We start from the raw sequence: 15,212 nt of genomic DNA on the forward strand, positions 1-15,212 counted from the left end.
GTTTACACCGCCGGGTACTGCCCCGTACCATCCGGCCACGGCGTCAGCAAATCGAACCCCGTTTCCGTCACTGCGATCGTGTGCTCCCACTGTGCGGACAGCGAACCATCCAGCGTCACCACCGTCCAGTCATCAGACAGCACATCGGTCTCTTCCTTTCCGGCATTGATCATCGGTTCAATGGTAAAAATCATTCCCGGCTTCAGCCGTATTCCGCGGCCCGGCGTGCCGTAGTGCAGCACATCCGGCGTATCGTGATAAATCTGGCCAATACCATGCCCGCAGTAGTCTCTCACCACCGAGAAACCGGCTTTTTCCGCCACCTGCTGGATGGCTGCCCCCACATCTCCCAGCCGGGCACCCGGGCGTACCGCGCGGATCCCCGCCAGCAGTGACTGGTAAGTGACCTCAACCAGCAGGCGCGCCTGTTCGGAAGGTTTCCCGACAAACACCATGCGGCTGGTATCGCCGAACCAGCCCTCTTTGATCACCGCGACATCAATATTCACGATGTCACCGTCTTGCAACGCCTTATTATCCGGGATGCCGTGGCACACCACGTGATTAACGGAGGTACACAGGGTGCGGGTGTAGCCGTGATAGCCAATGTTCGCCGGGATGATGCCCAGCTCATTGACAATATAATCATGACAGCGCCGATCCAGTTCATCGGTCGTCACACCGGCCTGCACAAAGGGAACAATCATTGCCAGGACCTGTGCGGCGGCATGACCCGCTGCGCGTGCGCGTTCGATTTCATCAGCAGAGTGGAGAGTTACCATCGTTTTCAGACCGCCTTTTCTGTTTTCACACAGCCATTGAGAATACGGGCCATCTCCATCCCGCCATCCAGCTCTGCCTGCACCAGCGCTCTGGCCAGTTCATGATGCGTGAGCGTGGGATAAAGCTCGGCCAGCATGCCGATTTTTAACCAGTGCTCTGCCTGTGAATTGATTGAACGGCTCATCGCCTGGCTGGCGATGCGCAGGTTCTCATGCATCAGATCGGAGATTTTGACGATTCCCATAAGGCACCCATACGAAACATATATGGAACGTATATTGGCAGATTTTTGGGGTAACGGCTATCAAACCTTCAAAAAAACCACACCTGAAAAGATGATTTTATACTTTCATCGATACGAACCTCTATTATAAAAATAGCGTATTTCGACTCCAGACTAATATAAACTACGATACTAACTGGCCGCGTACCAGAGTAAAGTCTTTGGGGCACTGTGCCGCCAGATTAACCCCGAATGTTTGATTACCATAGGGCAGAATTTGAAGTTTTCCGCTGTCACCCGTCGTGACGGGGGGCAGTTTTATTATGAGGATACCTTGTACGATGAGACTGTCTGATAAACAAAAAATGCCATTGTAACAGGGTGTATCCTGGCGCTATAAAAGACGTGACAGCACACTATTAATGATATGACCCACATGCGAATACAGGGTGTAAAAATTTTCATCAGGGGTTATTTAAGATCATCGACGGAAACCCAGTATGCCCTTGAGGCAGAAGAGATGCTGGAGCTGTTCGTTCAGGAAAGAGGGTATTTACTGGGGGGCAGACAGCGTAATGATATTTTACTGGTCCAAAAAACAGACCGTCTGACCCGCCTGAGCAACAGCGGCTGGATAACGTTGAAATAGCAGATTAGACATCTACTCCGGCTTAGGATGGAAAGGAACCATTCCAGGTATTTACATGATAAAAAACCGGAAGTAAGGGTTTTCTGTAAAAAATGGAGTTCAGTTGATGAAAATTTATTTCGGTGATGATTTTTAAAAAAGTAATCATGAAACGAAATATATTTTTTCACAGTTAACCACACCCGTTAATTAATACATAATTACAGCTATTCTGCAGAAAAAATTGTGTATTACAGTCAGCTCAGGCCTCATCAATATAATGTCGGTTTAACACCCAACGAATCTGAACACATGTTCAGAAAAAACGCTAAAGTCGTGGCCAGTTTTTGTCGATAACGACAAACGGTCTTAGCATTGAAAGAACGATGACGGGAAGGGTTGGTCGCCATGGCAGAGACTGTGCATGAACAGATTCAGCAACTGGCTAATGACGGCAGTATTGCGACTCTTGATGCCGGTGTAAAGTTTAACCAGACGAAAGCCAGCATTGGCTAACGATGATTTTACAGGGTAAAAAATCAGTCTTGTGACTGTATAGAACAAGGGTCTTACGGACAACTGGCTTCGGGTTGAAAAGAAAGATAAGAATAATCCTAAAATAAATTTTCCTCTCAATAAAGCTCAATGTAATATGTCAATAGAGTGGTTTTTTTGGAAGTGAGCGCGGCCCACACTATATGTCGCTGACGGCTACACACCGATGCAGCATATCCCGCGCATGACATGATATCCCGGAGCCTCCCCCTTTTTAAGGGGAGGCTCCGGGCAGTTAACAACCAAGAAAGAGTGCTGTCGTTCAGCACGTTAGCATCCATTTTTTATTTATTGTTGCACCTCAGGCATTCGGTTATTTAAATACCGAATATAAAGGCATCCTTATGAAGGATGATAAAACAGCGCAGGAAAAAGAAATCGTGAAATTTAAAAAAAACGCGTATAAAATCCAATTATCGCCTTCCTGGCGGCTGAGTACGCTCAGTTTGTCCCTGATTGGAGCATTATCCTCTTTACAGGCAACGGCCACCACCATCAGTACGGCGCTGACATCTCCTTATGTTTATAGTTCGGGTACTGGCAACCTGGACATTACCAGTACCGGCTCTGTCATCCCCGGTGCAAGTAATAATGCGTTATTGATCCTGTCGGGAACGCTGGGTACGGTGAGCAATAACGGTTCCATCATCAGCGGGAATCTTAATGGATTAGTCAACGGCACCACGATTGGCACACTGAACAACATGGGGCTGATCAGAGGCGGGTACGCTGCAATCCAGAACGCAGGCAGCATCACCACCTTGAATAACAGCGGCACCATCATTAGCGCCTCAAGCTTTGGTATCATAAATGCTGGCACGATAGGCACAATCACCAACAGCGGCCTGATCCGGGGTGACATTGCACTAATTCTTGAATCTGGCAGCACGACAGGGGTGTTGAAAAACTCAGGCACTATTGTCGGTGGTATTGTAAATAATTCCAGCCAGGACCTGACTATCCAGGGTGGCAACGGTACGATTTTTGGTACCCTGACCGGTGGCACCGGTAACAATATTATCAGCAGTGCCTCTATCGGGACTATTGCCAGTCAAAGTAGCAATGTGAACTTCACTTCCGGCAATCTGTTGCTCAACGACAATATCGACACTGGCAGCAATACCGTGAACAACACGGGGGCGACGCTACAGGTCAACAATGCCCTCAGCATCACCGGAAACTATGCGCAGGCTGCTGATGCCAGTCTGTTGATCGGCGTTGCCAGCGGCGCCACGACGCTGGGCGGTATCGACAGCGATCTCGGTTATGGCCGTCTGTTGGTATCGGGCACCGCCAGTATTGCGTCGGGTTCGTCAATCGGTCTCAAGAGTCTGGGTTATGCCTTTGCGGGCGGCCAGCGCTATGTCGTCATCTCTGCCGGCACCGGCATCTACAACGAATCCAGCCTCAAATACTCGGCAACCGGATACAACGGCTCAATTACTGGCGCTGCCGTGGCCGATGGCGCGAATACCGATCTTGTCCTGACACTGTCAGGCAACTCTACACCCGGCACGAACAACCCCACACCGGGCAATAGCAATAATACCTCACATGCCACCACAACGAATGCCGTTTCCTCTCTGAGGGGCTTACAAAACTATTCCGGTATCTCCGATGCCGCCCTGCTAAACCTCTATAATGCATCCCTTGCCATCAGCTCCACTGCGGAGGCTAACAAATCCGGCGAGCAGCTTTCTCCCCATCAGAATGCCAGTGCTGGCATGGCGACAAGCTCCGCGACCTTTGACATGATAAATGTGATCGGCAACCGTCTTAGTAACATTGACGCTGTCAGGATTGCCCGGGCAAATCAGGGGGAGAGCGGTCTTTCCGCCGGGGATGACGCACTGCAACAGTCTGGCTGGGGTCAGATTTTTGGGGGCCAGGCACGCCAGGATATGACGGATGATATCTCCGGTTACCGCGCCAATTATGGTGGCGCGGTGATGGGCTATGATCACGCGATAACCGAAGACTGGCGTCTTGGGGGAGCATTCAGCTATACCTATACCAGCGTTGACGGTAGAGATAATGTTCAGGGATCCAATTCAGACGTTAAGTCCTATGGTCTGACCGCTTATGCCAGCTATGCGGCACCCACGTGGTATTCCAATCTGTATGCTGCCGTGCTTGAGCAGAATTACAAAACCCAGCGACAAGTCAGTTTCACTGGCTATGATGGCGTGGCCAATGGTAACTTCGACGGTCAGCAATATGCCCTCAAGGCAGAATTTGGTTACCCGATTGCTCTTACCAGTAACGTAACACTGACCCCCATCGCTAATGCCACCTATAGCTATCTGTACCAGGAGGGCTATACCGAAAGTGGTGGCAATGGTGCCGCTCTGAAGGTGGATTCAGCACACAGCGATTCAATCAAGTCCGGCCTGGGGGCAAAACTGGAAACCACGCTGTCTAGCCGTTTGGGTGATGTCGTGCCTTATGTACAGGTGTTGTGGAATCATCAGTACAACAACAACAGCATGGACATTACCTCTGCTTATGCCGCCAGCACGGCCGAAACCAGCTTTGTCTCACAGGGTAGCAGCCCGACCAGGGATTCAGCTGACGTGATGGTAGGGGCAACACTGCTAAGTTCCAGAAATACGAGTATGACCGCCTACTATGATCTGGGTACTGCTTCAAATTACACCAATCAGTCAGTAAGCCTGCGTTTCAAGCAATTGTTCTGATCCTGAACCAAGCCGGGAGCTATCAATATGATCAGCTCCCGGCCTATAGCAATCGGGTCGATTACCCTCTGGTTCAGGCAAATATCCTCGCCACCGGACAGACCGTGTCAATGCGGCATAAGCAGTTGATGAAAGGCTTTGCTCCGGCTCATCCGCTGACACAACAGGGCAGTGCAAAATTATCATGTGCCGACCTTTCCAGTGTCACCCGAATAATGGCAAATAAACTGCGAAAACACGTCATATGAAAACCTGTTCGTTCTCCATCCGGAACATCATCCTGCTTCTGCTGGCGGTAATACTGACAGGATGTATGACTCCCCCCCTTGAACAGGCAGACAGGATCGCCTTGCCGGCCGGGCTGGTCAGGCACTATATTAATACTCCGCTATTTACCTACACGACGTATACCCGGATAACCGATGATACACAGCCACTGCATGTCTATATTGAAGGTGATGGTGTGGCATGGTTATCCCGCTATCAGCCGTCGCCGGATCCGACGCCCGATAACCCCATGGCGTTGACGCTGGCAACTCTTGACCCGGCCGCAAATGTGGCTTACCTGGCACGCCCATGCCAGTTTACACCACGTGAACTCAACCCTCATTGTCAGGTTACCTACTGGACGGGAAAACGCTTTTCCCAGGAAGTCATCAACTCCCTTTCCCAGGCACTGGATCAGCTCAAAGCGCACGGCCACATCAGCAAACTGGCGTTGACTGGCTATTCCGGTGGAGGGGCCGTTGCCGCCCTGTTAGCTGAACAACGCGATGATATCCAGTCACTGCGAACAGTCGCGGGTTATCTGGACATCACCTATGTCAATCAACAGCACAATGTGTCAGCCATGCCAGAATCACTCAATCCCATTGATAAAGCATGGCGGCTCGAACATTTACCTCAGGTTCATTTCAGTGGAGAAAAAGACCTTATCATTTCACCTGAAGTCGCCAGGCGTTTTGTGAACCAGGCAGGCCCTTTGTGTGCCAAATCAGAGGTGGTTGCGAAAATGGATCACCGGGGCCCCTGGGAAAGACAATGGCCCAGGTTGCTCGATATCACCCCGGCTTGCAACCGATAGCCTGCCTTGAGAGATAGCAGCAGAAGTCCTGATGGGAGCAACCGCTCCCCTGACGGCATCACCTGTTACAGACGTTGAACATGTATGGGCATTTAACGCTGAATAATCAAAACCGTCTTCAACTCTTTAACCGCCCTACCCGCTGCGGCCAGGGATCGGGAAATTCTCCCCCATCCTGCCACCAGTCAATTTCCTCTTCCGTCAGAAAACAGCGCCGCAGCGCGCGGCAGAAATCATCCAGCTGATGGCGCTGGCCGATCACCGTCAGGCTGCAACGCCGATCGCCAAAACGCCCCGGCATCGCCTTCATCTGCTGTTGCAGAATGCGACGCTCCTCGTTATTCAGACGGTTGTTTTCATGCGCCAGCACGCCCGCTTTCCAGTAACTGATAAACTCCAGGCTGATACTGCCGGAGGCCTGATTCCACAGCAGCGCGAGATCGTCGCGACCGGGCAGCCAGAAAAAACCTTTACTGCGGTGGATGCCCTCTCCCAGATGCTGCTGATAAGTGTCCCACAGGCGCTGCGGGTGGAATGGACGATCGTCGTGGAGCACCCGTGATTCAATATCATATGGCTCGTGATCGGACGGATGCTCAATCGTCGCTTCCAGCTCCTCAATCAGCGTGGCCACCCGGTGAAAATCGTAGTCGGGCATCGCCAGCACGTCGTCCAGCTCAATGTTGCCCCAGGGCAGCGCCACAATCGCCACACCCGGATTGATCGGGTGGAGCGTGCGGGCAATCTGCATCACGCTGTCGGCAGGCAGGCGGTCGACTTTGGTCAGCATTAAATGACTGCAAAACAGCAGCTGTTCGGCCAGCAGATCCTCAACTCCCCGGCGCTGCTGGCGCACATTGTCCTGCCAGCGGGGAAGCAGCGTACTGCCCGCCGCATAATCATTTTCCAGCATCACTGCATCCATCAGGGAGATCAGCCCCTGTAACCTGACATGAGAATGATGGCGCAGCAGCTTAATCAGCGGTAACGGGTGGCTACTGCCTGAGGTCTCCAGAAAGAGATGGTCCGGGCGGTGTCGTGCTATCAGTTCATCCAGCGCGGCGGCCAGTTTTGCTATCCCGCTGGGGCTGCTGATGCTGTCGGCCGACACGCTAATAAAGTTATGTTTTTCACGTCCGACGATTTCCGTATTGGCAATCAGCACACCGTCGATATCCAGTTCGCTCATATCATTGACGATCACACTGACCGACAGATGCTGTTGATGAGCCTGCATCAGCAGGCTTTTCAGCAGGGTGGTTTTTCCTGCGCCGAGGAATCCATTAAGGATGGTTAAGGGTATGCGCTGCATCGGATGGCCTGATCCTGGGTGTGTCGTAAGTGATAACCTAAATGTTATATTATAACAATTAAATTTGCAGCATCCGGAACGAATCAGGCGGGTTAAAAACAATAAAAAAGGCGCTGGCGTCAGCGCCTTGTTGACAGAGATACAGGCAGGATCAGCCGAGGTACTCGATCACTGACAGCCCGCCATTGTAATCGGTGCTGTAAATAATCCCCTGAGCATCGACAAACACATCGCAGGACTGGATCACCTGCGGACGACCCGGACGGGTATCCATCATCCGCTCCGGTGCAGCAGGTACCAGCGCGCCGGTTTCTACCGGACGGTAAGGGTTACTGATATCGAAGGCCCGGACTCCGGCATTCTGCCAGGTGGCAAAGATCAGGGTCGAACTGATAAAGCTGCCGGGGCGGTTCTCATGCAGATTATGCGGGCCAAAATGTGCCCCTTTGGCCACATAGTCCCGCTCTTCAGGCTGCGGGAAGGTGGAGATGCTGACCGGATTGGTTTTATCGCGAATATCAAACAGCCAGATGTGCTTTTCACCATCCTCCTGGTTGTCCAGCACCGCCTCATCCAGCACCACCAGCAGATCCCGATCCGGCAGCGGCAGCGCGGTATGCGTCCCGCCCCCGAACGGCGGGCTCCAGTTACGGTGACTGATCAGCTTAGGCTCCGTCCGGTTACTGACATCCAGCAGCGTCAGCCCCCCGTCACGCCAGCTGCCGTAGGCCACATCACCGCTGATGATGGCATGATGCAGGGCGTAGCGTTTACCCTCTTCCCAGCCTGGCGTCTCTCCGGCAGCCGTGTTCATGCCTGGCAACCACCAGCGCCCGGCCACTTCCGGCTTACGCGGATCCGCCAGATCAATGGTCAGGAAAATATAGTCGCTGAAGCCGTCAATCAGCGCCGAAACATAGGCCCAGCGGCCACCAACGTACCAGATACGGTGGATACCAATGCCGTCCAGGGAGAGAAAGCTGATCTCGCGAGGTTTGTCAGGGGTGGATATATCGAAGATGCGCAGCCCGGCACTCCAGCCTTTATCCTCCACATCGCTGACCGTTTCTCCGACCGAACGGGTGTAGTACACCTTTTCATCGGCAAAGCGGGCATCAGCAAACAGATCGCGAGCATTAATCACCAGCAACAGGTCGTCATGGGCCTGAAGATGTACATTCCAGGTGCCTGGCGGCGCGGGAATATACGCCACCGTTCGGGGATTTTTGGCATCGCGAACATCAACCACCGAGAAACCCTGTGACACCATATGACCGATATAGGCATAACCACGATGGACCATCAGCTGAACACCATCAGGGCGCCCGCCCTGATCGCTATGGCCGATCAGCCGCATATTGCGGCTGTATTCCGGCACGGGAAGCGCGTTACTCATCTGCCACTCCTTATTTTTTGTACTTCGCTTCCAGCGTGGCGAACCACGGTGCGATAAAGTCTTCCGTCTGGCCCCAGCCAGGGATCACTTTGCTCAGGCCAGCTACATTCACCGGGCCAGGCTGGCTGACCAGCAGCGCCTGCGGGATCACCGTGGCTTTGAAATCATAGGTGGCTGGCGTAGCTTCACCCGCCAGTTTCAGCGCGATCAGACGTACGTTAGTCGCACCGATCAACTTAGGATCTACCGCCGCCGTCACTTTCCACGGGCTACCGGCTTCACGCATCAGCTGCAGATCCTGATTAGAGACGTCAATGCTGTAGACTTTGATTTCGGTACGCCCGTTCTCTTTCAACGCTTTGACAGCGCCCTGAGTGAAAGCATCCCAGGTTCCCCAGATCGCATCCACTTTCCCTTTCGGATATTTGGCCAGTAAGGCACCCACTTTGTTGGCGGTATCGCCCTGCACATCGGACGAGACGGCCCCCACAGACTCCAGCTCATGAATGCCTGGGTTTGCCTGCAGCAACTCTTTATAGGCCGCCTGGCGACGTTCCATCGGTGGGAAACCCGCCACCCACAGCTTGATAATGTTGGCTTTGCCGTTATGGTCCTTGATCAGCTGACCAAAAGAGAGCGAAGTCAGCGAGGCATCGTCCTGCTGGGTCACAGTGGCGCCAGGGATCTCGCCGTCTACCGCCGTATCAAATACCGACACGGCAATACCGCTGTCGGCGATACGTTTAATCAGAGCGCTGGAATAAGGTGCGCGTCCCTGAGACAAAATAATGCCGTCATATTTCTGGCTGATGGCCTGGTTCACGAAGTCCTGAAAACGGGCATCGTCACCGTTGGTTAAAAAGGTACTGACTTTGAAACCCAGCGCTTTCGCCTGCTGGGTTGCGCCCTGCACGAACTGGGTGGTGTTATCGTCGGATCCCAGATTGCGGATCACGGCAATACGCACCGGGCCATCATGGCTGGCGATTTTTTCCGGCACCGGGGCCAGAGTGGCGGCGTGAACGGGTAAAACGCTGGCCACCCAGAGGGCCAGTAAAGGAATGAGTGGTTTCATGTAAAAATCCCTGTAGCGGAATAAGAAAAGTGACGTATCGTTTTTAGTGGCCGCAGTCATTGACGGTCCGGCCTGTCACTTTTTCACAGCAGCCAACCCACTGACAAAGAAGTAAAAAGAATATAAAGCTACAAAAAAAGTATTAGCCTGATACCGGCCACAGCCCCAGGATAGTAAAAAACAAAGGAATTTTTATGAACAACACTGATATTCAGGTCGTGGTCGGCCCGGCCAACTTCTATTCTCATCCTGGCGCCCTGCTGCGTCTCGATGATTTTTATCACCAGGATCAGCTTTCCCGCGCCGTCTGGATCTATGGCGAACGCGCTATCGCTGCGGCACAGCCCTTTTTACCGGAGAGTTTCTCTCTGCCGGGAGCATGCCATCTTCCGTTTGGTGGACACTGTACCGATCCGGACCTCACCGCGCTGGCACAGGCTTCCGGCGACGATCGTCAGGTGGTGATCGGCATCGGTGGCGGTGCCCTGCTGGACACCGCCAAAGCACTGGCCAGGCGTCTGAATGTGCCCTGCGTGGCCATTCCTACCATAGCCGCCACCTGCGCGGCCTGGACACCGCTTTCCGTCTGGTATAACAGCGCCGGTCAGGCATCCCATTATGAGGTGTTTAACGATGCCAACCATCTGGTGCTGGTCGAGCCTGAAATTTTGCTTCGTGCTCCGGTGGAATATCTGCTGGCCGGGATCGGCGACACGCTGGCGAAATGGTACGAGGCGGTGGTGCTGGCCCCGCAGCCAGATGCCCTGCCGTTAACAGTGCGGCTGGGGATCGACACGGCGGCCACGTTACGTGATGTTCTGCTAAACCAGAGTGCTGCCGCGCTGGAGGATCAGCGCAATGGCGTGTTAAGCCAAAATTTTCGTGATGTTATTGATGCCATTATCGCTGGCGGCGGGATGGTGGGTGGGCTTGGGGAGCGCTATACGCGCATTGCTGCCGCACATGCCGTACACAATGGTCTGACGATCCTGCCACAGACTGCACGCTATCTGCATGGCACAAAAGTGGCCTACGGGATCCTGGTACAGTGCGTGCTGTTATCGCAGATCGATACCGCCCGACAGCTGATTGCTGCCTACCAGCAGTTTCATCTGCCCACCACGCTGGCTGAGCTGGATGTGGACATCAATAACCAGCCGGAGATTGACCAGGTGATTGCGCATACACTGCGCCCGGCAGAGTCAATCCATTCCCTGCCCGTTCCGGTGACGACGGAAAGCCTGCGTGCTGCCTTGATCACAGTAGAAGCACTCGGTCAGTAAAAATGCCTTAGCCACATGCTAGAAAGCCTTATTGAGAAATAAGGCTTTTTTTGTCTTTCCGAATCGGGAAGCTCCCCCGATAACAGAGGGAAAACGGCTAATGTGGAGGAATTTTCTGTGCGATGCCCTCCCGTCCAGTCTGCCACGGTGCTCTTTGGCATACTCAGGCGGGCTACCCGCAGCGGAGATTTATCCACAGAAACGGGGGATAATACGGTGAGTAACTTCGGTCAACTACGGCAAAACCCTCGCCATAAAAAAGCAACACCACTGATTTTACTGAGCTTTTTTGGCACGTTCAGTGACTTCGCTCATCACACGCTTATGGCTGATTTTATCACCGATGATCTTATACCATCCCGCCAGTTTTCTGACATCCGTCAACGGCACTTTCTCGCTCTGATCGTATGCCGTTAGCCGATTGCGGTACTGTTCCATGACAGTAATGCAACGTCGCGCCCAGTCACCTTCCAGCTCTGATCCCACCACCGCCCGCGGACGACGTGGAAATTTTGGGCGCAGCGGTTTACTGGCTTCCGGCGTAGATTCATCCACATAGGAAAATTTAATCGATACAACGGTACGACCTTTTTTGATCGGCTCCCAGATCACGGAAATATCCGTATTGGCATTGATGCGCGCCAGCGTCGGCTCCAGCAATTTCTGGCGGAAGTCGCGATAATCCTCGTACTTCCCCTGTAATCCGGCCTTTTCCCGCATCCAGTCGAGTGCCAGCGTCACCTCAATCGCTTTGCTACTTTTACGCCCGTAGAGGTTTTTCGCCTTGATTAACCAGCCGTAGAGCCGCACGGAAAACGACGTATCCAGTTTGGCAATATTGGCAAAATTCAGTTTAGTAAACGACTCTTTCAACTCGTAGAGATAGGGGGCCACATCCTGTCCGAAGCGCAGAACGACAGCACTTTGCTCATCGCTGCTGACATATTCAAGACGGGAAAACCACGACAGTTGCACGGTACGCATCTTGCCGGTTTTACGATCGGGCAGATAGATGGTGACCGGTTTTTTCATCAGACTCTCGGCCGCTTCCCGTAACTGGCGGTGACTGCTCGTCGGGTTAAGGCCATAGATTCGTTGATAATCGTGAGGAAAAAGACGGTAGAGCGCGTCGGGCTGGGGTTTCCTGCTGTCGATCTGTGCCAGTGCAAGGTTCAGCAAACGCATTTCATCAAGCGTGACGCTGTAAGCCCCTTCAAGGAGATCGTTTCCTTGCACAACGGTCAGTTTGTTCAGCTCCATGTAGCAGGATCCCTTTGTGGAATGTTCAGCAAAGTATTCCACACAAAAAATATGGCGGTAAAGTAAAAATTAACACTTATTACACTATTAAAATCAGACAGTTAAATAGAGCATCGAAATATCAAAACATAAAATGTTTCCACATAAGCTTCTGCACGGATCATTTATATCGCAAAAAGGATCGTTCTTCTGTTGGTTTTCAACAGAAAAAGACTCCACATGAAGAGACCTGACAGGGACAGAAAATCTTTCCACATATAACAACGTCCCTCGTCGTCAGACACGGAACCCGAACACTCTACGCACATGTATTCAGGTCAGTTATTTTTTTATGACTAATTTTCATATAGTTATTTAAAAACTCACCAGAAAATCTCTCCACATAACGCGCTGCCGGCCTTACCTGCCACTCATGTCAGTGACACTTTTTGCCCTGCAAACGTCCCTCAGCAGAAAATCACTCCACATATCACAGGAAATCTTTCCACGTTTCATTCCCCGACAGAGAACCTGCGGCGCACTGCATAAAATCTTTCCACATATCATGATGACGTGACGCGGTCACATATCCGCAGAACAACAGAAAATCATTCCACCTTTCATATTCAGGCGCGGAATGCCGACAGACAGGAAATTCTTCCACATAAGGCTGGCTACATCCTATGAGCAGAAAATCCTTCCACATAACCGATAACGAGATAAGTTAACGTATTGGTGTTATTGAATAATTTTCTTATGGTGTAAGATCGTTTCTGGCATCAGCATCTCAGATAATGTGACACAGTCACTTTTCACGAGAGGGTGAACAGAAAATATCTCCACATAGTGGCAGGCAAAGAGAGGATGAGTACACATCAGGCAGGGGATCGTGATGAAGGATCGGGGAAAGAGTTATCAACAGAAAATCTCTCCACGTAATATTATTTAAGTAAATCAGAAAGTTATCAACAGGAAAAAACTCTACATATAACAGGAAATCACTCCACATAGAGCATAAAATCACTCCACCTGGCGCAGGAAATCACTCCACCTATTGTGCTGTAATCTTTTGATTATAAAAATGAAATTTGGCCCTAAAAGAGAAAGATCTAAACTATAAAAAGAAAAACAAACACTATGAGATCTTTTTTGAAGCAGGATCCTTTCAGATGATCCGTTTTACCACCGGGTAATCGTAGCCAGAAAGGATCGTCTGCGTAATCATGAGTGAAGAAGCTTGTTATCTGGCTTCGTTCTCAGGCAGCCAACCCTCAATGAGTTCTGTCAAAACATCTTTCATCTCACGCCCCTGCAGGAAGCAGGCCGTTTTGAATCTGCGATGGAGTTCTTCATCGATGTTCGTCTGCAACTTCTTCACGCTTCCGCCAACAGGTTTGCTTACAGCGTCCAGTGCGGGTGCCAGCTGGCGGTGTTGTCCAAGTTTCATCTTCATGCCAGTAACTCCAGGATTTCATTGGTCATCACTTCAATCTCCCCTTTTGCATTGCCGTCGGTGGTATCAAAAACCGTCCCGCCATCCAGCATCGTGCGTATATACACCTGACGCTGCGTTGTTGCGGTTCTGAGCGCAGGCACACCGGTATCCTCGATCGACTCTTTCAGCACTTCCAGCATGCGTGTAGAGGCCACTTTTTTCGTGATCAGGAAGCGAGCGATCACGGGCTGGAGATTTTCACGTGCTTCGACAACAGCCAGGATAGCACCACAGGCAGCAAAATCGAGAGGGGAAGGAGTCACCGGGATGAGCACCAGGTCGCTGACCATGACAGCCGCGGAAGAAATCGCAGTGATGGCAGCGGCACCATCGATGACGACGTAGTCGTAGTCCTTCAACTGCTTACGGACGGTATAGACTTCTTTTTCAGAGGCGGCTTCTGCAAGGTCAAATTTGCATTTTGTTTCGTCGTACCAGTTGCTGATGCTGCCCTGAGGATCGGTATCGACCATCACAACACGGTGCCCTTTACGCGCAAGACATGTTGCAATATTGATAGACGTGGTGGTCTTCCCTACCCCGCCCTTTCCGTTCAGGAAAGAGATGATTTTTGTCGCCATGACGCACTCCTGCAGGTTTCAGGCTGGAATCTCAGGATTCTGTAATCCCAGGATTCTATGATGTTAAAATCTTAGGATTCTGAGATGCCAGAATATCGTAATAACCTGTTGTAAACAATGTCCTGACATTCGATAATCATGTAATCATGTAATCATGTAATCATGTAATCATGTAATCATGTAATCATGTAATCATTTGCGGGTATGACCTACCGGGTTTACAGGTTATAACGCTCGCCCTGAAGTGCCGGCCTCTGTAACGGCCATGGACCTGCATCACTGCCTTCGCAATAAATCTTTTCCCTGAGAGCTTTTTCTTAAGAGCCTTTCTGACATTGTGATCGTTGCCATAAAGTTCAAACCGGCTTATTGCGAGGTCAACGTCAGGTGTAGATAATTTCTTCCGGACGCTCCTTCCGTTGAGATTAAATGCTCTCAACTAGCACACCCGATGCTGTAACGTTGGAGCGTCCACCTTCCTTATCCCTCTCCCTCTTAAGCTGCACGGGAGTCGCGTTTCTCCGTTTCGAAGTGATTTGCTCAACCCTAATCAGTCCGGTCTCACGGCATCCGAAGTGATAGTGCACACCTTAAGAATCACAGGATTCCAGAATCATGGGATCTCAGGATAATATGATTATAGAATCACAGGATAGATCGTTTTATGTTTACCCTGTTCTGAGATGACATAAAATAATCCTGCAATCCTGCAATCCTGCAATCCTGCAATCCATTCGTTGACATCATAACTCTGCCCTGGTTTTGTATGCTGAGATGCTGAGATGCTGAGATGCTGAGATGCTGAGATGCTGAGATGCTGAGATGCTGAGATGCTGAGATGCTGAGATGCTGAGATGCTGAG

The 15,212-nt window shown here is 51.4% G+C and carries 11 protein-coding genes and 2 pseudogenes; 4 read left to right on the forward strand and 9 right to left on the reverse strand.

The window, feature by feature from the left end:
- Positions 1-2: 2 nt before the first annotated feature.
- Positions 3-782 (reverse strand): type I methionyl aminopeptidase, encoded by a 780-nt coding sequence (gene map, locus ACFL9S_RS07135; RefSeq protein WP_405261138.1) that lies wholly within the window; start codon positions 780-782, stop codon positions 3-5.
- 5 nt (positions 783-787) lie between these two features.
- Complete coding sequence (locus tag ACFL9S_RS07140) at positions 788-1,027, reverse strand: ParD-like family protein (RefSeq protein ID WP_405261139.1); 240 nt, start codon at positions 1,025-1,027, stop codon at positions 788-790.
- Positions 1,028-1,463: 436 nt separating this feature from the next.
- On the opposite strand from ACFL9S_RS07140, the pseudogene ACFL9S_RS07145 reads away from it, so the two are divergent.
- From ACFL9S_RS07145 to ACFL9S_RS07155, 3 genes and pseudogenes are all read left to right on the forward strand, one after another.
- A pseudogene (locus ACFL9S_RS07145) lies at positions 1,464-1,652 on the forward strand (resolvase); the annotation flags it as partial.
- A 917-nt stretch (positions 1,653-2,569) separates the two neighbouring features.
- Entirely contained in the window at positions 2,570-4,885 is a 2,316-nt protein-coding gene (locus ACFL9S_RS07150; RefSeq protein ID WP_405261140.1) for an autotransporter domain-containing protein, read from the forward strand.
- Positions 4,886-5,129: 244 nt separating this feature from the next.
- The gene (locus ACFL9S_RS07155) at positions 5,130-5,969 is read left to right on the forward strand and encodes an alpha/beta hydrolase (RefSeq protein WP_405261141.1); all 840 of its coding nucleotides are present in this window, start codon (positions 5,130-5,132) and stop codon (positions 5,967-5,969) included.
- 118 nt (positions 5,970-6,087) lie between these two features.
- Here ACFL9S_RS07155 and ACFL9S_RS07160 read toward each other — a convergent pair whose 3' ends face one another.
- From ACFL9S_RS07160 to ACFL9S_RS07170, 3 genes are all read right to left on the reverse strand, one after another.
- Positions 6,088-7,281: a CobW family GTP-binding protein gene (locus ACFL9S_RS07160; protein WP_405261142.1), complete on the reverse strand. Its 1,194-nt coding sequence runs from the start codon at positions 7,279-7,281 to the stop codon at positions 6,088-6,090.
- A gap of 151 nt (positions 7,282-7,432) precedes the next feature.
- A complete protein-coding gene (locus ACFL9S_RS07165) occupies positions 7,433-8,677 on the reverse strand; it encodes an LVIVD repeat-containing protein (protein ID WP_405261143.1) in 1,245 nt (414 codons plus the stop codon).
- Between the two features lie 10 nt (positions 8,678-8,687).
- Positions 8,688-9,752 (reverse strand): sugar ABC transporter substrate-binding protein, encoded by a 1,065-nt coding sequence (locus ACFL9S_RS07170; RefSeq protein WP_405261144.1) that lies wholly within the window; start codon positions 9,750-9,752, stop codon positions 8,688-8,690.
- A gap of 194 nt (positions 9,753-9,946) precedes the next feature.
- Between ACFL9S_RS07170 and ACFL9S_RS07175 the strand changes: the two genes are divergently transcribed.
- Positions 9,947-11,035 (forward strand): oxidoreductase, encoded by a 1,089-nt coding sequence (locus ACFL9S_RS07175; protein WP_405261145.1) that lies wholly within the window; start codon positions 9,947-9,949, stop codon positions 11,033-11,035.
- 276 nt (positions 11,036-11,311) lie between these two features.
- Here ACFL9S_RS07175 and ACFL9S_RS07180 read toward each other — a convergent pair whose 3' ends face one another.
- From ACFL9S_RS07180 to ACFL9S_RS07195, 4 genes and pseudogenes are all read right to left on the reverse strand, one after another.
- Positions 11,312-12,295, reverse strand: a complete 984-nt coding sequence (locus ACFL9S_RS07180; protein WP_405261146.1) for a replication initiation protein — start codon at positions 12,293-12,295, stop codon at positions 11,312-11,314.
- A gap of 1,219 nt (positions 12,296-13,514) precedes the next feature.
- Positions 13,515-13,727, reverse strand: a complete 213-nt coding sequence (locus tag ACFL9S_RS07185; RefSeq protein ID WP_405261147.1) for a plasmid partition protein ParG — start codon at positions 13,725-13,727, stop codon at positions 13,515-13,517.
- A complete protein-coding gene (gene parA / locus ACFL9S_RS07190) occupies positions 13,724-14,350 on the reverse strand; it encodes a ParA family partition ATPase (RefSeq protein ID WP_133846726.1) in 627 nt (208 codons plus the stop codon). Before parA ends, ACFL9S_RS07185 begins: the two co-directional genes overlap by 4 nt.
- A 637-nt stretch (positions 14,351-14,987) precedes the next feature.
- Positions 14,988-15,212 (reverse strand): annotated as a pseudogene (locus ACFL9S_RS07195) (hypothetical protein); the annotation flags it as partial.

Source organism: Erwinia sp. AnSW2-5, from assembly GCF_045107195.1.
Lineage (GTDB): Bacteria > Pseudomonadota > Gammaproteobacteria > Enterobacterales > Enterobacteriaceae > Erwinia.